Raw genomic sequence first — 18,833 nt, 5'->3', positions numbered from 1 at the left:
TTAGAGTAATTCTCTTATAAGCTATGACCTGACTCTGGCATTCCTGCTATTTTCCACCATATTTTTCTCAAAAAAATCGTAAGCAGCTTTAACCCAATTAATTTTTATCTTTTTTAAATTTTACTTAGGTCTCTGTTATGGATTCTTCCCACTCTACACAAAAACAAACATCTGAATCAAAGCACCCTATTTGGGCGGCTCAATATGTCCGCATGTCTACCGATCATCAGCAATATTCGACCTTGAACCAATCCGATAAAATTCAAGAGTATGCTCAAGAACACAATATCAAAATTATTAAAACATATGTGGATGATGGCAAGAGCGGGCTAAGTTTAAGTGGACGAGCTGGGCTACAGCAATTAATCCAAGATGTAGAATCTCATCAAATTGAATTTAAGGTCATATTAGTCTATGACGTAAGCCGATGGGGACGTTTTCAAGATGCTGATGAAAGCGCCTATTATGAATATATTTGTAAACGCGCAGGCATCCAAATTATTTATTGTGCAGAACAATTTGCAAATGATGGGACGCCATTCACAACCGTCATGAAAAGCTTTAAACGGACAATGGCTGGTGAATATAGTCGCGAACTCTCCAATAAAGTTTTTATTGGTCAATGCCGCTTAATCGAATTAGGCTTTAGACAAGGTGGAACCGCTGGCTACGGTCTAAGACGTGCATTGATCGATCAGCAAGGAAACTTCAAAACTTTACTTAAAATGGGTGAACACAAAAGCTTTCAAATGGATCGTGTCATTCTTGTCGCAGGTCCAGAGGAAGAAATTAAAGTTATACACCAAATCTACGAATGGTTTATTCAAAACAACTTATCCGAATCTCAAATCGCTGAGAAACTAAATTCAGAAAATATTAAGACAGATTTTAACCGTACATGGACACGAAATACGGTTCATGAAGTCCTCACTAACGAAAAATATATTGGTAATAATGTCTTCAATAAAACCTCTTTTAAACTTAAAAAAGCACATGTTTCCAATCCCACAGAACAATGGATTAGAAAAGATCAGGCATTTGAAGCTATTGTACCGCTAGACATGTTTTACACCGCTCAAGGCATAATTCGAGAACGCTCACGTAAATATACTGATGAAGAATTATTAGACTTGTTAAGGACATTGTATCAAAAGCATGGCTTTCTTTCTGGCCTTATAATCAATGAATCTGAAATTACACCAAAGACTGGAGTCTATTCCAATCGTTTTGGGAGTCTACTCAGAGCCTATGAACTCATTGGATTTAAACCTGAGCGAGACTTTCACTATGTCGAAATAAATAAGTTCTTACGAAAACTACACCCTGAAATCACGCAGCAAGTGATTAGTGAAATGGCAAAATTAAATGGCGCCTACATTCAAAAAGACCCGTTAAGTGACCTTATATTCATCAATGATGAAATCAGTATTTCCTTAGTTCTGACCCGCTGCCATAAATTAAACAGAGGTAACTCTCGCTGGAAAGTACGGTTCGACACCATACTAAACCCAGACATCACTGTTGTTGTTCGCTTGGATGCCACAAACACAACAATAAAAGATTATTACCTTTTACCTAGATTAGATTTTATGTGTGGCAAGCTCAGTCTTGGTGAGTTCAACCCTGTCGAATTAGAAAGCTTTAGATTTACAAACCTGAACTACTTATTTGGAATGGCGGAGCGTGTCAAATGGAAATATATAGCTTAGAAAGCAACTCAAATGCACCTGTTTCTATGATTCCAATCGAACATATTGAAATCTTAAATCCAAGAGATCGCAATGAAAAAGTCTTCGCTGAGATTGTAGAAAGCATCCGTACTGTGGGGCTGAAAAAACCCATCACAGTCACCAGAATATCTAATCAAAACCGACCCTATCAACTCATTTGCGGTGAAGGAAGAATCCAAGCATTTAAGCAGCTTGGAGCAACAGAAATCCCAGCTCGCATCATTGATGTAAACAAAGAAGAAGCCTTAATCATGAGTCTGGTTGAAAATATAGCTAGACGCCAACATCGTGCGATGGAGTTTTTAAGCTGTATAGAACGCCTGTCAGATTTAGGTTATGACAAACATGCTATCTCTAAAAAGACCGGATTAGTTCCTGAGTATATTCAAGGCATTTTAACTTTATTAAAAAATGGTGAGGAACGATTACTTTATGCCGTTGAACAAAAGAAAATTCCGCTCAGTGTTGCCCTGAATATTTCAAAAACTGCTGACAACAATTCAGATATTCAAATTGCTTTACAAGAAGCATATGAAAGTGGCGACCTAAAAGGACATCAACTTTTACAAGCGAAAAGAGTTATCGAAAGAAGGCAATTGGTAGGTAAAAATCTAAGCTACGCCCCTAATTCCAGAACAAGTAAAATTTCTGCAAATGATGTTGTTAAAACATATCAAAAAGAAGTGGAACGGGTACACAACTTTGTCAAAAGGGCAAACCATACTCAGCAAGTATTGGCATTTATCGCTGGTGCTATATCCCATTTAAGAAAAGATGAAAATTTCTTTAATTTATTACGGGCTGAATCACTCGATACCTTACCGCAATATTTAGAAGTTCAATTAGCTGAAAAATAGGATGTACATATGCAAGAGGTAAATATCGCATTTCAACTGACCCCATTATACCTTAAGCCTAGTCAACTTCTTTTAAGCAAAACCATACTTAAAAGTACCATTTATACAAAAAAATATGGGCAAATCAAGGCTTCAATTAAAGATATTGGGATTATTGAACCCCTTATAGTAAGTTCAGCAAACAGCAAAGCTCAGTATATTTTATTGGATGGACATATACGCTTTGAAATTTTAAAAGAATTAGGTTATACCCTAATCCCCTGCTTACTCTCTTCAGATGATGAGAGCTACACTTACAATAAAAAAATCAATCGCTTAGCTACCATTCAAGAACACTTCATGATTAGACGGGCAATAGAGCAAGGTGTCAACGAAGAGCGTCTGGCTACTGCCTTAAATATAGACATCAGAGCTATTCGTACCAAAATGAATTTACTGAATGGTATTTGTCCTGAAGTGATTGAATTACTGAAAAATCGTGAAATTTCTCCTAACATTTTCCCTCTTCTTCGAAAAATGAAACCCCTGAGACAAATTGAATGTGCAGAGCTAATGCTATCTCTCAATAACATAACCGTACCCTATGCAAAGGCTCTCCTGATGACAACCGAACCAAGTATGCTTAAAGAACCAACAAAAAAAATAAAGAAAATGGATAATTCATTCGAAGCGATTAAAAAAATTGAAAATGATCGAGCTAATTTACATGTCCAGTTTAAAATTCTTGAGCAAGATTATGCTCAAGATACTTTAAACTTGGTTCTAGCTACTGGTTATTTAAAAAAGTTGCTTTCAAACAACAATGTTAAAAATTATTTAATTAAAAACCATCCAGACATATATACTGAATTCGAAACTGTTACTAAACCAGCGTTACACGAGTGAAAATACGAAAAATAAGGGAGCTCTCGCTCCCACCTTTAACGACTTTGTATCTTATCTTCAATCCATTGATGAACTTCTAAAGCCACCCAACCAATGCGAGACTCACTTAAGCGAACTGGCTTTGGAAAACTTGGATCATAATACCTTGAACTGTCATTAATCATTTCGTAAATCTTTGCCCGACTAATACTTGTGAATTGAATGACTTCTTTCAAATTAATAATTTGATTCATTACAAAAGTTTGACCTGTAATCGCATTCATGATGTTTACTCCTAATCTTTAATGCGAGCAGCAATTCGCTGAAATGATTGAGAGATTCGTAAAAATTAACTTTCGCATTTTACCGAAGTCTCAACTCACTGTGCTGACAGACTGCTGCAAACCTTTCTGAATATCCTGCACAACCCCGTCCCCCTGATTGAATTTAGGCTTTGTTTTGGCTTTTGAGTCAGGCTGCGTTTGTTCAGCTTCAGCAAGCTCATCCGTATAAAACTCCTCCACCAAATCCCCTCCCTCCTCTGAGTTCACCTCAAACTGTGCATTGGCAAAACCCTGTAGAGCAATATGATCCAAAGCAGCCTGATTAAACCCAGAAAGCTTACTTTTCTGATCAATTTCTTTAGCAGTGTGTATGGCCTCTTGCAAATGAACACCCTCGCGTAAAGTCAGATCCACATAATAGACAGGGGTACGATAGCTTTGCGTGGTGCTCTTGCCTCTTAAGGTCAGCTGTAACGGCAGACATGAAAGTAATCCATTCGATGCTGCATGGTAATAGCTGAGTCGTGCAGCTAAAGTCCTGATACTGTTAAAACCTGTCGTTCTAAAAACGAAAGTCCCGAACTCATCCGATTCATCCAGATTCACATAGAGACGGCCATAAGGTTTACACAATCCTCCTTGTGCCAAGAGACATAAATCAGGTGATGGACATAGATGATGCTCAACCCCTTGATTGGTTAAGCGCTGACAAGTTTCACCATTGCCTATACAGACTGGTCGGCCTGTCTGACGGTCAAAAAGGCTGTACTCTGCACGTAAGTTCAGTTCAGGATCATTGAAGATCATTCGTACTGGGATGCTTCTGAGCTTTTGATTTTGTGCTTTGACTCGGAGTTGTTCATCGAGTGGATGCTTTATCCATCCATCTTTACCTTGGATTTGACTGGTAATGGTGAATTGATCGTCCTTTTCAGGCAGACGTTTGCCGTTCTTTTCTACCACTTTACCGATACTAATACGTCCAAGTATTGGCGGGGTAATCGCTAAACCTTTAATCATGTTGATTTCCTCATCGTATAAAATAAATTAGACATAAAAAATCCCATGCACTCAGGCATGGGATTTTTGATTGGTAGTTGGGCGTTCGACTTGTGAATTACACTTAGGCTAAATCTGTTTCAATCATCATTGCAGTAAATGTTGAAACGCCGTGTGCCCTGCTTGCTTTGTGGGTACTGGTTGAGATATTCAGGGTGTGATTTGAGTAAAGCCTTGCTATCCAAGCTGATCGAGTCTTTTGACTTCTTCCATGTCACTGAGCCCGCTTTAAAGGTGGCACGCTCAGCCTCTTGCATCTGGCCTTGCAATTGGTGCTTGAGTAGCTCAAATTGCTGTTGGTATTTATCAACTTGATTACGCACTCGAATCAGTTGTTCAAACTGTTGATTGGCTTGCTCATCTTCAGATAAGTCTGTCGTACTGAGTGGCACATGTTCGGGATAAAGCAGTTGTAGAGCTTTGGCTGCGGATTCACTGGCATCCGCTTCAGGTGGGGTATCCTTTTCCACACAGTCCCAGAAGTAGCGTTCAGCATTGACGATGTGTTGAATCACAGACTCAGAACGCGTCACTTTGAAGATGCGGGTTTCATGTCCACAGATCAGTACACAAATGTGCGCTGCTTGTTTGCCTGTGACTGCTAACTGATGTTGTACTTGGCAAAGGACATAGAGCGGTACGCCATCTCGCCACAGCTTAGCCCCATATTCCCCTGCGGTTTTGCATTCCAGAATTTGGACCTCGGCATTACCCACCACAGAGTAATCTAGATTAGCCAACATGAAATGTTTGTCTGGATCAGGATGTTGCAGCACTGCATTCACACGTCTCACTTTATGTTGGGTATGCATGCTGTAGTATTCAGCAACGAGTGGCTCTAACTGCTTACCCCAGTACAGAGGTGCATGGCCTTCGCTGGCATCTTCAATGTTTTGTTGAATCCGTCCTGTTTTGATCATCCATAGTTCAAGCATCGACATATACGGATTAAGGCCACAAGCAGCAGCACAGTCACTGCTCCCGATCCCTTGTCTACGGACTTCGAGCCATTCGGCTTGAGTCAAATTTTTGGTATCGACAAAGCGTTTTGCGGTAAACAGTTTTGGACGGTCGGCATGGATATGTGGTGTTACATTGTCTCGGTGAATTACGGCTGAGTTCATATTGATTTCCTGTCATTGTTAAATTTTGGGCATAAAAAAAGCCACATCTGGAGATGTGGCAAAAAGGTGTTTGGGCTTAGGGAGATTTACATGATCATCTTGATCTCATGTCCTGATCTTAAATCCTGAATCTGAATCGAAACTTAAACAACTAAACGGAGTGCTTGTTCGAGTCCACGTTGCTTAAGGCCTGCGCCTGCACCGAACCAAGCAGAATCGAGACGATGGTCCTGACTCATGGCACGACGTTCGTGATCTGCAAATTCGGTGATTGAGCACAGCAAACCATAGGCCGTGTCTTTAGCTGAGCTCAGTTCTGCCCCACGCCCATGCCCGTTAAACATGGTCATGACTTTAGACATGGCACGTCCATTGGGTTCAGTCTTGTTTTCAGCTTTAGCTGTGTGGTTAGTTTGGGTGGCCACATTACGATAAAACTGAATAATGCCTTCGTCTTGTTCTGCATTGCTTAGGCTAGTGTTGTTAAACACTGCATCGAAATACGCTGCTGCTTCGGTCTGCGTGACTTTACGTTGACTGAGTTGCTTCATTTCATACATGTGATCCTCCCATGCACGGACTGAAATCCCCAATTGCTGTTTAATCTTCTGTGCATCGAACTTGGTGCTGTGTGGTACTTTCACCACACCTGCACTTGAGTTTTGCCCCTTTAAGGCAATCGCTAAGGTGTTGTTACACACCACCCGGATAGAGGTGAATTGTGCCGTGGTTGCCAGTGTGCCATCACAGGCTGTAGCTAAGAGGATGTAACCATTACTGACATCTTTGCCCTTTAAGGCAGAAGTCTGCCCTGTTCGTGCCAATGCCCAGAATTTCTTCCCGCCTTTGAGTACGCCTGCGGTTTCCAGTTCAAAGCCTGATTGTTCAGTGAGGTCTCGGTAGAACTCTAAAATCTGTTTGGGTTGCACTTCCTGATAGCGCTGGCTCACCACAGATAAAGGTGCATGGGTATCTGAACGGTACAGTACCCGTTGTTCATCATGCGGTAGGATCAAGTTTTGTCCTTTATGATTTTCAGCCATATAACTCACATTTGAGCTTTCGATCTGCCAGTCCATCCCTGCCTGCTGTGCCCAGACTTCAATCGGTTGATGTGGGGTAAGTGGGTTACCTAAGCCATGCCATGGGGTTTCGCCCACATAAGCCATATTTTCAATTTGATGTGCCATTGGATTGTTCCTCTCAGAAGTTGAATCTGTAAATTTTGATGTTGCTATTAAACGTATGTTTGCTTAACTCGGCCCATGCATTTCAAAGGTCTCTTGACACTGCGCGCATTGGTATTGCAGAACATTGATCGGCTTTTGATGATTGAGAAATAACAATACAACGCCCCCGACCACTAGACCTGTTAACCCACCCAGCATAGGGGGGAGATTCATACGCTTTGAAATTTGCATACCGATATTGGCTAACGCCATCGGAGAAAATGCCACAATACTGGTACTGTTAGGCTGTGTTGTAAGCTGATGGGTTTGTATCAATTGCGTATGGTGTGAATGACAAAAAGGACAAATCACAGGTGTCTGTCCAAGCGATGGATTTGTTTTCATAGGGGAATTCCTGATGCTAGAGATAAAGTTTCAGGCATAAAAAAACTGCACCCTTTCGGATGCAGTTTCTTAATGTCTCTTGTCTTGTGCTTATTTCAGTGATGGTATCTTTCGGTCATGCCATCACCATCATGTCTGAGAATGTGTGGTTTAGTTAAAACCATAACTTGCGGTTCCACTGGTCGTTTCAATATCAACCTGTACCACATTTGTAAAACTGCAACCTTGTAATCGCAGACGAAACACCTGTCCCATTTGAAAATGTAATGGAAAGTTAAATCGCTTGTCATGTCCAATATAGGTACATTGTCCATTGTTCACCGTGACATTGGTGACTTCAATCGGTTCTGCTACATTCGAACGGATAGTGACCACTGTCGATCGAGTCCATGTCCCAGAGCCCATTTCATTCAATTCGACCGAGAAGGTATCAGGTTCCAGCCCTGAGCTGCATCCTTGTAAAGTCAATGCGGATAACGATAGCAATGCGGTAAGGCCCAAAGTTTTCATTAAGTTATTCATTCTGTATTACTCTTCAATATTGTATTCAGATGTAGATATACGGATGCATCCATCAATTGATATTGAAAAGAAGACACCCTTACATCGTGGTAATATGTATTTGAAATTTCTTTATTTTTAAAAAGTACTAAATGGCATATTTGGTCATGCTCACCCATCACCTAAATAGTCAAACGTTTCGGGTTCTTTAGGCGTTTCTGGCTTAACATATTTTTGTAATAGTGTTTCTGGAGACAAATAATGCTCTAAACCAAATTTAAATTGCCATAACGGTGATGTGAGTAGATCTTTAAAAGGTAGGGTTTCAACTTCCTCAATAGCATCACTGGTTTTCCAAGATGCATTGACTGCACTTTTTTGCTTGAAAGCAATCGGCTTGATGATTGGTGATAAATAAAATCTAGATGTATTATTCTGCCGATCAGGATTACCATAGTGAATAAAATAAAAAAATATCCCATCCAAATTTAAAGTGTTATTTTTAGCCGTAAGGACATAGCCCACTTTAAGTCGGCTGAAATTTTCAGCAAGAGTCTTTGCCAAATCAGGCTGAGCTTTGATAAGTAGTTCTGATTTGACCACAGCACTGGAATAACGACTTTTCTGCTTAAAGTGAATCGTCATCAATTCCTGATCAGCATCATACTGATAGGTATTATCACTGTCATCGGCAGTGATATCAGGAACAATAGAGTTTAAGGCCCTTTCCAGTACTTCAACATCATAGTCGATTACATTATTTTTGCCATTTTGCTGCGCTTCTCTAATTCGTTTTTCATAATCTTGTGTTTTTTCAAATTCTTGCTTGGGTTCGACCTTAGTTGCTTGCATAGCACGGATATAGTTGATGGCAAGATTGTTGGCATATTTGAAATATTCATCATTACTCAAATCAATCAACAAGTTGTTATACGAGCTATACCCATCCATTCCAATCACAAGAACTTTGCTCTTATCTAAATGTAATTGTTTTTTGATAAATTCATGATTGGCTGGGAAGAATACGTCATCCGCAAGCTTGCTCGGTTCTTTGTAATTGAGTGATTTCATCTTTTCGGGATAAAAGTAAATCAAATTACTACTTATTACATCTTCGTCTATCTTCTCCCAACTTTGATCAGGACTGATCTGTGCTTTCGGCACAATCACCACTGAGGTATCCGCAACATTCCGCAAAGCCTCTTTACTTTCTGTGGTTTGACCTTCTACAGCAGAATCATTTTCAGGTTGTTTTTGACTGGAACAGGCATTCAGTCCCATCAATAAAATACATAAAGACAGACGCTTTAATTTTGTTGTCATCGTACATATTCTCTTCTTTACCCATAAACACCTCTTAGCAGTCGCAAAGCTGGGCATATGGTAGTTTGATGTTCTTCTTGGAGTTCTGCCTTTTATTCTGACGTGACTGTTACGTAGAAAGGAGTCTATCTACAGATCAGCAATAAAATGATTCAGATGTATAGGCCAATAAAGGAACAGTGCCTTCACTGAGCGTTCCCCAATTGTTAATTTTTTAAAATATCGGCTTATCTGGCATCGACAATGCCATAGAGAGTACTGGGATAAAAAAGAGAGTGAGTATTTAAGAATGTAGTACGCATGGCGGACTCCTTGTGTGTATTAAAGAGCTCTACCAAATTACTGTCAAATAATGGTGGCAGAACGAAAGAGGGTTGACAGACTGACACACAAGAATCAGCACGCACAAGGCGTCCCTCCCTCGCCCTACCGCAACGGAGGAGGAACGAACGAGTTCGCCACCAAAAAATGAATCTTTTGATGTGCTTGTGTGTAAATGGTCTGTCAAAACCAACTGACAATGTAGGCCAGCAAGCCAAGGATAATTGGCAGGATTTAAAGTGTCAACGTTCTATAAAAAATGAAGCTGCACAACGATGAAAATGAATGAGAACTGTACGTCTTTTATTTTATATTGAGTAACCTTCAGTCAATATGCTTTGAACAGCAATAAATTACGGTCAAAAACAAAGTCGCATAAACAGAAATTCTTGCAAAAAACAAGATCCGTAAAGAGGGTGCCTCTGCTCAATGAACTAATTTATATCACTCATTTTGATGGCTATATTGGTACATTATTCATACCCCATAGTTTTTACAAGATTTTTTATAAAAAATATCTTTAGTATCAAACGGATTTTCAAAGCTATTTCTCCTCAAGAAATTAAATTCATCTAACCTCGAAGCATGAAAAATGATTGCATTAAAATTAGATCCATATTTAATCTAAATAATATTTATATTTAGAGAAGAAGATGTCAGACCAATTGCTAATTAATAATCAAATTAGACTCATGAATGTGCTTGAGGATTTTGTTTTAAAGAATATCAAGTATTCAGGTGTAGGCGACCAAACATCCTTACATGAACGTTTAAAATTTTGTGGAATTGATTTAGGACCGAATCGGCAAGAATACCGTTATGAGCTTACTGAATTAGATAAACAAAATATTTACTCTTTTCATGCTGTAGGACATTACAAAGAAACAGAGCAACAAAAAAAATATCGTACTATTGCGGTACAAAAAATTCATCTTGCTGAAGATGAAAATGATACTGTCGAAATCCCTTTGATTGATCGTTTGCCTCGCTTTTATGATGATATTTTGACAGAGATAAAGCTGTTTTTTACTTATGTACAATCGGAAGAAATTCTTAGCCTAAAACAAGTGGAAAAATTACGTAAGAAAGCTTTTCATACCTATGCCTTACATAATGACTGTCAAAGTTTAGAGGTCGTACCTAAAGAAATTAATAAGATTTTCGAAAAAATTCACAATGGGCATCAAAAACAAAAGTCAACTGATCACATTAAAGCAAGCTTTCTTCAATATGCTGAAAGAATACTACTCGACAAAAATGAAGTTTCAAAAATTAGTACTATCAGCAAAGACATTATTATTAATGACTTGACCAAAGACTCCATCCCTTTTGTCAAAGAAGCAATCACTAAGCAACACATATTGGAAAGCGAACTTTTAAATCTGCAAGCTGCGCGCCTGAACCTCAAAAAAGACTGTCTCCTCATGTCTGCTGATGTTGATCAACAAACAGAAGCAATTTATATATTCAATACTAAAGATCACGCATTTTTAAAAGACTCAAATCGGAGGTTTAAAAAAAGTGCTTCACACCATCGAAGAAAAGCTGAAGAATTGCAAGGCACTAGAAAAAATACCACTGAGGATATCATTAGAAAAAAATTTTCAGGGAATAGTGAAACTTGGTTAAAACAACATCAGGTTGGCGATCAATCGTTATATCACCTGATTAAAGAGATCGTTAAAAAAAATAAACAGCGCTCTTACCTTAAAGATAAAAATTCATAAGTTTTTAAAGCTGATCCAATCTTCATGATTAGATCAGCTTTTTCAACAGTAATTTCTACCGCCAAATATAAACTTTTTCTCAGTTTCGCCATGAAATCCTAAATGTCCGTGCAAATGGGGTATTTTGATGAGTTTTCTTTTTTTATTGTAGAAACCATCCAATGACAACCAAATAGGACATATTATGGTTTCCGTATCCCCTCAATTTAAGATGATCTCTCGTGTAGATTTAGAAGACCTGACTGGTTTATCTAGGTCTACCATCTATGATCGTCTTAATCCCAAGTCCAAACGCTATGATCCGGACTTTCCCAAGCCCGTGAAGTTTGGTCATTTAACCCGCTGGCGACTCAGTGAAGTTCAAGCTTGGATTCAGTCCAAAATTGATACCCGCAATCTCCTAAAAAAGACGGCTTAACTGTGTATATCTGATTCATTTACACATTCACGTAAATACAAGATGAATTTGTGCATAGCGAGTCTATTTGCCTTGAATTGCAATATGGGTATTAAATCATTTAAGTATATCTAGAATATATTCTTATTAGATATACTTTTTATATATTAATAACTTATATCTTATATTCAGTATTTAATGATTTGACTTCATTATCTTCAGAGGTCTATATCAAACTTAAATGCCATCAATAGTGACCTGACTGCTTTAAGCACGTCAGATCACGTGTGAAAAACACACTGATGACAGAATATATGAGTTAGTGTAATTCACGACTAATCCCTAAACATGCCATTCACCCAGCCTAGACACTACTTAATTTAGCGTCTATAGACAGCTTTTGCCCAAATTTCTTTGAAATTGATTCAACGAGAAATTTATGGAAACAATTAGATTACATGACCACTCAGCAGGCACCTTCACATTTGAAGAACAGCTTGCACTAATCCACTCCGATTCCAGTTCTGCAATTGTAACTGGAGAAGCTAGCGTCCCTAACTCTCTTCTACGACATCATGCTGATTATGAAGTAGAGATTTTTTCGAATATTTTGAATGTGTTTGCTAAATGTGACAAAGCTCAATTACCTATTGCACAACTAGCCAATCCATATTTATTCCGCTCGACTCAACATTATAAGGTTGAGTTCGCTTCTGGGTGGGATATTTTAGTGAAGATGGTACTCCCTGCATTTTACTATCAATTCACGGAGCGATATTTCTATGGTGAAGAAATAAAAGCATGGATATCTGTACGCAATCAATTTTCAGAAAAGGAGCTCGAGTTTCTCACACATCTATCTTCGCTCGACTCTGCTAATCAGGATAGTGTAAAAAAATACATTGATCTGTTTAATATGTTCATGGAACGCTTAGTTCAACATATTCAGAGTGCATCTTTCAAAAAGAAAATCAGAGACCGCAATACAACCAAAAAAAATAATAAGAAAGCCTGTGTTGAGCTACAAAATCATTTGATTGCAAAGTTTGCAAAAGTATTGGTTGTCAGGATGGATTTCTCATTAAAACGAGATATGGAAACCATTTTGAAGCATGCATCTTCAATGGCACCCCCCTACTCACGTCATGATTTAAGTGCACTTAAGAGCTTCATGACTAAGTTTAAAAACAACTGGCGTAACAATACTTTATTAAACGCTATCGAAGGCTATATCTTCCAATATGAGTATTCTCAAGCCACAGGTTTCCATGTTCATAGCTACTTTTTCTTTGATGGTAGCAAACATCAACAAGATATCAGTATTGCCCAATACATTTCTGATTACTGGCAGAAAATCACCAAAAATCAAGGAAGCTGTTTTATCTGCAATATGAAGAAAGATCAGTACAGATACTGTGGTATCGGCATGATTCATTATTCAGATCTTAAAAAACAATCTTTCTTAATCAAAACCTTCGACTACATCTGTAAGGCCGATCAGTTTTTCATTTTTTCTGAGCTTAAAAATTTCAAAAGATTTCAGCGAAGTCAATTACCAACCCCCAAAGCGAAGTCTGGGCGCACGCGCACCTTACATTCAACACAATCTCACTAATCCAAGGACTCAATTATGTTGTTTAATGCTATGGAAAAAATGGAAGCAACCAACCAATTAAACTTTATTACCGGTCTATCTCATAACCAAAGATATATACCTATCCCATCGTTTAATTATTTAGAACTTATCCAAAAAATTAAAAAAGGAAATCGATTCAGGATATTTACCAATAATCTGACTGCATTTCCACATCCGAACATTCCAAATCTATACAAGACGAATTTAGGGAATACTGTCTTCAATCATATTTTCGATAATATTCAAAATCCCTATACAACCGGTCAGTTTCAGAGTGCGTGGATCCATCCTGAAATAGAACTACTCAGCCAACTCATGTTGAAACATAATCTACATCAGTTCAACCCAGATGCTTATCAGCAAATAGAACATGCATGTGAAACGTGTTTTGCTGATTTCAAAGTTAATATTCAGACTAGAGCATTCAAGTCACAACTTCAATCATGGATCACTCGTTACCGTTCTTGCAGTAATCGCTACGATCGTTTTTTTGAGTTTATCTATGGTGAGTCCAGTAAGTTTGAACTACATTCACTGATTGTACAACGTAAACGCCCCAATGGTCTTGAACCTGCTTTTGGTGACCCTGACTTTCGTAGTATGACTGCTTACGATATTGTGAAAGAGAAATGCAATGAAATCATTCAAGATGTTTGGAAAAAACGAAGTAAAAACGATGTATTAGGAATTCTCTCACGAGAAGAAATAGACATCGATCAAACATGCTCAATACGGCTTATTTTCATTGTGGAAAAAGAATATTCCGATCTCGTTCCATTCAAAGATACACCCCTTTACGAAATGCTTGAACCGCATTTTATCGAACTCAACCACGATCGTATTGCTTTAGGTAATATCGGTACAATCAATTCTGGAATTGCATCTCTATTTCAAGGACAAGAACAGAACTATTATGATTTAAAACAGATTCATGTAGGCAACCGTTTAAATGTATTAAAAGCTCAACTTTTGATTCCAAGCTACTTGTTTAGAATTGGTGATGATTCATGTAGTTTGAATATTGAACGAGGTCAAACTCAATATAATCGCTAGTTAAAACATTTAATTAAACAGCATGACTTTAATCATGCTGTTTTAGTTACCTATTTTTTGAAACAAATTCATATTTTTTAAACTTCAAAATTTGCCCATACATCATGAATCATATGTTTATTATTAACCTCAAATAGAACACAAACCATTAAACGATACTTATCAATTTTTGAAGCTTCTTTTACTGCCTCTTCCGCACTATCATATTTGTGTGCCAAATCAGGAATTTTGACATAAATTCGGTTAACAATTGAATCTGATTCCTCAATCTGACCAACAAACTCATCCTCATCATAGAGGTGAATTACATAACCTTGAAACTCAGCATTATCAGGCAATCCTAATCGTCGCTTAGCCTCATCAATCGTAATACGTTCTCCCACTAGCTTTTCTTGCTGTGCCTGTACGATTCTCTCTTCTAAAGAACCTCTTTGTTTTGCTTGTCCCAATTCTAACTCCTCTTCACTGAATTGTAGTTGTAGCGCCTTCTACATATTTTGGAAAATGTTTTTGTAAATGTTCAACCCCATCAATTGCCTTTGCTTTGTATTTAAGCCTTTCTTGGAAAAATTGAAGTTTAGCTTTGCATTCATCAAAAATTTCAGCCCATGTTTTGACTAAAATAATATAGTTATCTTTTTCTGCAATAACACCATTCTCAAGGTCAATATAACGGGAATCTAATTTCATATCTCTATCTAAACTAATACCGATAAAGGTCCATTTAGCTTTTGTTTTACTAAACCTTGAGTCTAATCTTATAGCATCAGCATAATCTTGGATTTGAGAAATTTCATCTCGTCCAATCTTTACGCTTGGACGTTTCAGCTCAATAATTAAGTGATGGGCAGTATTTGGTTTATTATTTCGTGTTGTTTTAGAAAGCATAAGATCAACTATGCCCCTTTCTTTTGTCGGGTGCTCGACAGCCTCTAAAATATCAACATCGTTACTCAACAATTTTGAATGTTTCTTTAAACACTCTGTAAGTGACTGATCATCTACGGAAATAAAAAATTCTTCACCAAAAACCCAACAGTTCTCCGCTAACATACGGTGCAATTGTGTCCTTTCCTTTAGATTCTTCTTTCCCACTTTAGAATTAATTATATTTTCAAGGCCACTAATAAATTTTAACCGATCCGTTACAACTTTAGATGCGCTAATAATTGATGAGAGTGATACATCTCTAAGCAATTCAGCCAGATCATCCTGTTCCTCAGGCTTAAGATTCAAAACTTCATTAATAATGGTCTGAAGACTATTAGGGTTTGTTTCTAAAGCCTGTTTTAATAATCTAAACTGGAACTTTCGATTCTCTTTACTTGTTTTTTCAAATTTATCAATGTTATGAGAAACAGTAGAAGCGACTATGTCAAATACTTGTCTTTCCACCTGTTCAACAATATTTGTTGTTTCTGAAGGATACGGATAAATATTTTCTTCTTTCCACTGTTCTACTAATGTGGCTGCCTTTTCAGCTTCTTGGGCCCTAAAGTGCCCTTTTATTATTTCTTTTGCTAAGCCTAAGTTTTTTTGAACCGATGCATTGGAAGGGGCAAAATCCAAACCATGCATATTGACCATTTCTATGATGGCTTCACTTTCAATATAAGCAGTGTATTTTTTATTTGGATAATTCCACCCCATATCTAACTTTAGATAAGGAATACCATGATTACAGCTTAAATATGTTGAAGCTGTTTGTTTTGAGCTTACCCATTCTGTTAGCCTTAAGGTAGATGAATAATTTTTTCCTTCATAATTAATAAAATCAAGATTAAAGGGGGTTACAGCCAAAAGTATTTTTTTAGGATCTAGTTTTTCACCATCAACTTCTAAGTTAATATTTTTATAATCGTAAAGATAAAATGCGAATGTTTCTAAAATCTTAGTCTTTGCTGAATCATTCAAACCTCTTATTTTTTTAGGTACATCATAAGCTTCAATAGTAACCCCTGTCTTAAAATTTTCATCTGACTCTACAGGATCCGAAATCTTCACATCAGATGGATTATTTAAATGCATAGCTACTTTATAGGTAAATAATTTATCTAAACTTTCATCTTTATATGTAATTGACCAATTTACTGTTGCACCTAAAGAAAATGCTTTGAGACGGCCTTTGCCTTCTTTTCCATGTAAAAAACGGCCATATACATCACTTTTAAGTTTATTTTTCTTTTTAGACCCACCTAAATTTTTAAAAATATTTTTTGCTTCAGCAAATGGAATTCCTAAACCATCATCAATGATTTTGATCGATTTCAATGAGTCTAGCCCATTATCTTCAAAAATGACTTTAACATTTAAAGCATCTGCATCCATTGAATTCCATATCAACTCAATCAAGGCATCTACAAGACTTGTTTTTCCAAGTTTGCTAATCAAATCATTTTGTATCGTCAACTGGACTGAATGGGCATAGTTCATAGAATTTCAAAAATAGGTTTGCATATAAAACTGAGTATAAATTATTCTTTTTCAATATACTTAGTTATCATCTAAAAATTTTATTTTCATAACATTCTTCTAGACTACTATTATCTTTATAAATCCCCTAATCATAAATTAAATAGACAATACAAACTAGATGGGGGACGATTGGGGGATTAAAACCAAATTAATTTTTATTATTAATTATATATCAACATCTTAATAATAAAATGTGACTCCCTCTCTCCCGCCAAAATTTTAAAGACCTTAATCGAAAGATTAAGGTCTTTTTTTATGCTGAACATTCTTATTTAGACTTGGCACAAAGTCTGCTTTATAAAAATGACTCTTCACCCAATAGGATAATTTGCACCACAAAGTGAAATATTTATTCAAAAATAAGCGCTTGAACCTGATTCAAACTTGAGCTAAAACAATTTCTACGGGAGGTTAAAATAAATCATCAATGATCATCTAGATGCAATGTTTATGAAGCACAATTCATTTGCGGTATATAACTAGCGAAACACAAAATTGACCAATAAAACTGCTATTCGGGAGTCAGAATGAATAACAGCACCAATTATGTCAAACAAATTAAAAACGCTAAACGAGGCGGTTATACCCCAACCCTTGCAAAGGATGTCAACAAACATAAAATTCAAAAAGCAATTCGTCTGATTGAACAATGGAGAACGCTGGCCAATGAACTCAAACCTCAAATGCAACTCGACATGGCTTTTACATTGGAAGAATGTGCCCAAGACCTCGATCAAATTTTAAGGAGCAAATAAGTTCCATGTTTTCACTTAACCATATTTAAAAACAGTTTCATCACAGCCACCCAAATTTTATTCTTAGCTTTCACCCACCCCTTGGTGGGTGAAGTTTGCACAAAAAATCTTGCGCATTTCAATCGCTCACTTTTTGGCTTGCGTTTTCAAGAAAATCCGCTATTATTCTCACCACGTTGCCGGCATAGCTCAGTTGGTAGAGCAACTGACTTGTAATCAGTAGGTCCACAGTTCGAATCCGTGTGCCGGCACCATTTTATACTTAGCCTCGCTTTTTAGTGAGGCTTTGTTGTTTCTGGCCCTTTGGTTTTTTATTTTATTTTAAATGTCTCTAACTGCTGTAATTTGAACATAGCGCACAATGCCCTGTTCAAATAATTTTTGGCAGAGCTTAGCCGTCATTTTAATTTTGAAATGATCCAAATTTTGAGCGGCCTGTTGGACTAAATGCACATGATAATAACGAGAAAAACCCGCCAAAACTGCATCTGATAAATCTTCAATAGCCACCTGCTGATAGCCTTGTGCTTCTATCGAATGCTGCAAATTCGTCTCTAACTGAAGATGTTCCAAATGAACATCGGCTACTTTTAACAGCATTTTCAGTTGAAGTTTCTCAAAACGATTTAAATTCAAAAATGCATCACTCAACATCAAATAGTGAAAACCGATGCGCCCTTTTGAATTTAAAACAGAATGGGTTGATCTTAGAAATGAATTTAAATCACTGTGATAAGCGGCATCGAGACACAACACCACATCAAAAGGCGCTGAGAATAGCTTTGAATTTAAATTTAAAAATGACGTTTGAATGATGTGTATCTTTGAATTTAAAATGTGCTGTATACGCTGGACACATTCGGCTTGTAAATCAACCGCACAAAGTTGCTGCACATGGTAATGCTGCTGCCACAGCAATAGACTCGCACCCTGCCCACAACCCAAGTCTAAAACACGGTCATTTGATTTTAGCTGTAATCGATCAGCAAGATGCGTTGCAAGTGTTTGGCAAGCCTCAGGATAGGATGACCTTGCATCATTCCAATAGCCAAGATTGCTCCAAGCCAATACAGCGTGATCTCCCAATTGTTTTGCATCAATTGCATATTTATGTTTGGGCAGATGTCGCTGTAAGGTTTGGAGCCATTTCATG

Annotated in this window: 18 protein-coding genes and 1 tRNA gene; 9 read left to right on the top strand and 10 right to left on the bottom strand. The window is 37.4% G+C overall.

Features of this window, described 5'->3' with window-relative positions:
• Positions 1-137: 137 nt before the first annotated feature.
• Genes AC0KVP_RS01055 through AC0KVP_RS01045 form a run of 3 tightly spaced genes read left to right on the top strand, consistent with a single transcriptional unit; the run spans position 138 to position 3,472 of the window.
• Entirely contained in the window at positions 138-1,709 is a 1,572-nt protein-coding gene (locus tag AC0KVP_RS01055; protein WP_473338332.1) for a recombinase family protein, read from the top strand.
• Positions 1,691-2,587 carry a ParB/RepB/Spo0J family partition protein gene (locus AC0KVP_RS01050; protein ID WP_151707282.1) on the top strand — a complete coding sequence of 299 codons (897 nt, stop codon included), beginning with the start codon at positions 1,691-1,693 and terminating at the stop codon, positions 2,585-2,587. The genes AC0KVP_RS01055 and AC0KVP_RS01050 overlap by 19 nt, the downstream gene beginning before the upstream one ends.
• 9 nt (positions 2,588-2,596) lie before the next feature.
• Positions 2,597-3,472: a plasmid partitioning protein RepB C-terminal domain-containing protein gene (locus AC0KVP_RS01045; RefSeq protein ID WP_151707281.1), complete on the top strand. Its 876-nt coding sequence runs from the start codon at positions 2,597-2,599 to the stop codon at positions 3,470-3,472.
• A gap of 35 nt (positions 3,473-3,507) precedes the next feature.
• Here AC0KVP_RS01045 and AC0KVP_RS01040 read toward each other — a convergent pair whose 3' ends face one another.
• The 7 genes from AC0KVP_RS01040 to AC0KVP_RS01010 all read right to left on the bottom strand — a co-directional run bounded on the left by AC0KVP_RS01040 (position 3,508) and on the right by AC0KVP_RS01010 (position 9,373).
• Positions 3,508-3,735, bottom strand: coding sequence for a helix-turn-helix transcriptional regulator (locus tag AC0KVP_RS01040; protein WP_473338330.1), 228 nt, complete (start codon positions 3,733-3,735; stop codon positions 3,508-3,510).
• Positions 3,736-3,825: 90 nt separating this feature from the next.
• A complete protein-coding gene (locus AC0KVP_RS01035) occupies positions 3,826-4,755 on the bottom strand; it encodes a recombination directionality factor (protein WP_473338328.1) in 930 nt (309 codons plus the stop codon).
• A gap of 119 nt (positions 4,756-4,874) precedes the next feature.
• Positions 4,875-5,918 carry a YqaJ viral recombinase family nuclease gene (locus tag AC0KVP_RS01030; protein ID WP_473338326.1) on the bottom strand — a complete coding sequence of 348 codons (1,044 nt, stop codon included), beginning with the start codon at positions 5,916-5,918 and terminating at the stop codon, positions 4,875-4,877.
• Between the two features lie 143 nt (positions 5,919-6,061).
• On the bottom strand, positions 6,062-7,108 hold the full coding sequence (locus AC0KVP_RS01025; RefSeq protein WP_473338324.1) for a DUF932 domain-containing protein: 1,047 nt from the start codon (positions 7,106-7,108) through the stop codon (positions 6,062-6,064).
• Positions 7,109-7,171: 63 nt separating this feature from the next.
• Positions 7,172-7,492 carry a hypothetical protein gene (locus AC0KVP_RS01020; protein ID WP_473338322.1) on the bottom strand — a complete coding sequence of 107 codons (321 nt, stop codon included), beginning with the start codon at positions 7,490-7,492 and terminating at the stop codon, positions 7,172-7,174.
• A gap of 150 nt (positions 7,493-7,642) precedes the next feature.
• Entirely contained in the window at positions 7,643-8,014 is a 372-nt protein-coding gene (locus AC0KVP_RS01015; RefSeq protein ID WP_473338319.1) for a hypothetical protein, read from the bottom strand.
• Positions 8,015-8,164: 150 nt separating this feature from the next.
• Positions 8,165-9,373, bottom strand: coding sequence for a hypothetical protein (locus AC0KVP_RS01010; protein WP_473338317.1), 1,209 nt, complete (start codon positions 9,371-9,373; stop codon positions 8,165-8,167).
• Between the two features lie 917 nt (positions 9,374-10,290).
• Here AC0KVP_RS01010 and AC0KVP_RS01005 point away from each other — a divergent pair.
• From AC0KVP_RS01005 to AC0KVP_RS00990, 4 genes are all read left to right on the top strand, one after another.
• On the top strand, positions 10,291-11,364 hold the full coding sequence (locus tag AC0KVP_RS01005) for a hypothetical protein (protein ID WP_126034911.1): 1,074 nt from the start codon (positions 10,291-10,293) through the stop codon (positions 11,362-11,364).
• A 184-nt stretch (positions 11,365-11,548) separates the two neighbouring features.
• Entirely contained in the window at positions 11,549-11,782 is a 234-nt protein-coding gene (locus AC0KVP_RS01000) for a helix-turn-helix transcriptional regulator (protein WP_183174196.1), read from the top strand.
• Between the two features lie 418 nt (positions 11,783-12,200).
• Entirely contained in the window at positions 12,201-13,376 is a 1,176-nt protein-coding gene (locus AC0KVP_RS00995) for a YagK/YfjJ domain-containing protein (protein ID WP_473338315.1), read from the top strand.
• A gap of 15 nt (positions 13,377-13,391) precedes the next feature.
• Positions 13,392-14,450 carry a hypothetical protein gene (locus AC0KVP_RS00990; RefSeq protein ID WP_473338313.1) on the top strand — a complete coding sequence of 353 codons (1,059 nt, stop codon included), beginning with the start codon at positions 13,392-13,394 and terminating at the stop codon, positions 14,448-14,450.
• 77 nt (positions 14,451-14,527) lie between these two features.
• On the opposite strand, the gene AC0KVP_RS00985 is transcribed toward AC0KVP_RS00990, so the two are convergent.
• Both AC0KVP_RS00985 and AC0KVP_RS00980 read right to left on the bottom strand, forming a co-directional pair.
• On the bottom strand, positions 14,528-14,899 hold the full coding sequence (locus AC0KVP_RS00985) for a hypothetical protein (protein WP_183174198.1): 372 nt from the start codon (positions 14,897-14,899) through the stop codon (positions 14,528-14,530).
• Between the two features lie 13 nt (positions 14,900-14,912).
• Complete coding sequence (locus AC0KVP_RS00980) at positions 14,913-16,883, bottom strand: ATP-binding protein (protein WP_473338311.1); 1,971 nt, start codon at positions 16,881-16,883, stop codon at positions 14,913-14,915.
• Positions 16,884-17,452: 569 nt separating this feature from the next.
• Here AC0KVP_RS00980 and AC0KVP_RS00975 point away from each other — a divergent pair.
• Positions 17,453-17,680: a hypothetical protein gene (locus tag AC0KVP_RS00975; protein WP_004691623.1), complete on the top strand. Its 228-nt coding sequence runs from the start codon at positions 17,453-17,455 to the stop codon at positions 17,678-17,680.
• 178 nt (positions 17,681-17,858) lie between these two features.
• Positions 17,859-17,934: transfer RNA gene (locus AC0KVP_RS00970), tRNA-Thr, on the top strand.
• Between the two features lie 67 nt (positions 17,935-18,001).
• On the opposite strand, the gene AC0KVP_RS00965 is transcribed toward AC0KVP_RS00970, so the two are convergent.
• Positions 18,002-18,832, bottom strand: coding sequence for an SAM-dependent methyltransferase (locus tag AC0KVP_RS00965; RefSeq protein ID WP_473338309.1), 831 nt, complete (start codon positions 18,830-18,832; stop codon positions 18,002-18,004).
• Position 18,833: the final 1 nt, after the last annotated feature.

This window comes from Acinetobacter sp. DL27 (assembly GCF_055810995.1).
The sequence above is the reverse complement of the archived record's forward strand: the minus strand, read 5'-3'. Positions and strand labels throughout refer to the sequence as shown.

What these genes read in the sequence shown, in the direction of transcription:
- AC0KVP_RS01055 (WP_473338332.1), top strand. Translation starts at nt 138, where the DNA reads ATGGATTCTTCCCACTCTACACAAAAACAAACATCTGAATCAAAGCAC.
- AC0KVP_RS01050 (WP_151707282.1), top strand. Translation starts at nt 1,691, where the DNA reads ATGGAAATATATAGCTTAGAAAGCAACTCAAATGCACCTGTTTCTATG.
- AC0KVP_RS01045 (WP_151707281.1), top strand. Translation starts at nt 2,597, where the DNA reads ATGCAAGAGGTAAATATCGCATTTCAACTGACCCCATTATACCTTAAG.
- AC0KVP_RS01040 (WP_473338330.1), bottom strand. Translation starts at nt 3,735, where the DNA reads ATGAATGCGATTACAGGTCAAACTTTTGTAATGAATCAAATTATTAAT.
- AC0KVP_RS01035 (WP_473338328.1), bottom strand. Translation starts at nt 4,755, where the DNA reads ATGATTAAAGGTTTAGCGATTACCCCGCCAATACTTGGACGTATTAGT.
- AC0KVP_RS01030 (WP_473338326.1), bottom strand. Translation starts at nt 5,918, where the DNA reads ATGAACTCAGCCGTAATTCACCGAGACAATGTAACACCACATATCCAT.
- AC0KVP_RS01025 (WP_473338324.1), bottom strand. Translation starts at nt 7,108, where the DNA reads ATGGCACATCAAATTGAAAATATGGCTTATGTGGGCGAAACCCCATGG.
- AC0KVP_RS01020 (WP_473338322.1), bottom strand. Translation starts at nt 7,492, where the DNA reads ATGAAAACAAATCCATCGCTTGGACAGACACCTGTGATTTGTCCTTTT.
- AC0KVP_RS01015 (WP_473338319.1), bottom strand. Translation starts at nt 8,014, where the DNA reads ATGAATAACTTAATGAAAACTTTGGGCCTTACCGCATTGCTATCGTTA.
- AC0KVP_RS01010 (WP_473338317.1), bottom strand. Translation starts at nt 9,373, where the DNA reads ATGCCCAGCTTTGCGACTGCTAAGAGGTGTTTATGGGTAAAGAAGAGA.
- AC0KVP_RS01005 (WP_126034911.1), top strand. Translation starts at nt 10,291, where the DNA reads ATGTCAGACCAATTGCTAATTAATAATCAAATTAGACTCATGAATGTG.
- AC0KVP_RS01000 (WP_183174196.1), top strand. Translation starts at nt 11,549, where the DNA reads ATGGTTTCCGTATCCCCTCAATTTAAGATGATCTCTCGTGTAGATTTA.
- AC0KVP_RS00995 (WP_473338315.1), top strand. Translation starts at nt 12,201, where the DNA reads ATGGAAACAATTAGATTACATGACCACTCAGCAGGCACCTTCACATTT.
- AC0KVP_RS00990 (WP_473338313.1), top strand. Translation starts at nt 13,392, where the DNA reads ATGTTGTTTAATGCTATGGAAAAAATGGAAGCAACCAACCAATTAAAC.
- AC0KVP_RS00980 (WP_473338311.1), bottom strand. Translation starts at nt 16,883, where the DNA reads ATGAACTATGCCCATTCAGTCCAGTTGACGATACAAAATGATTTGATT.
- AC0KVP_RS00975 (WP_004691623.1), top strand. Translation starts at nt 17,453, where the DNA reads ATGAATAACAGCACCAATTATGTCAAACAAATTAAAAACGCTAAACGA.
- AC0KVP_RS00965 (WP_473338309.1), bottom strand. Translation starts at nt 18,832, where the DNA reads ATGAAATGGCTCCAAACCTTACAGCGACATCTGCCCAAACATAAATAT.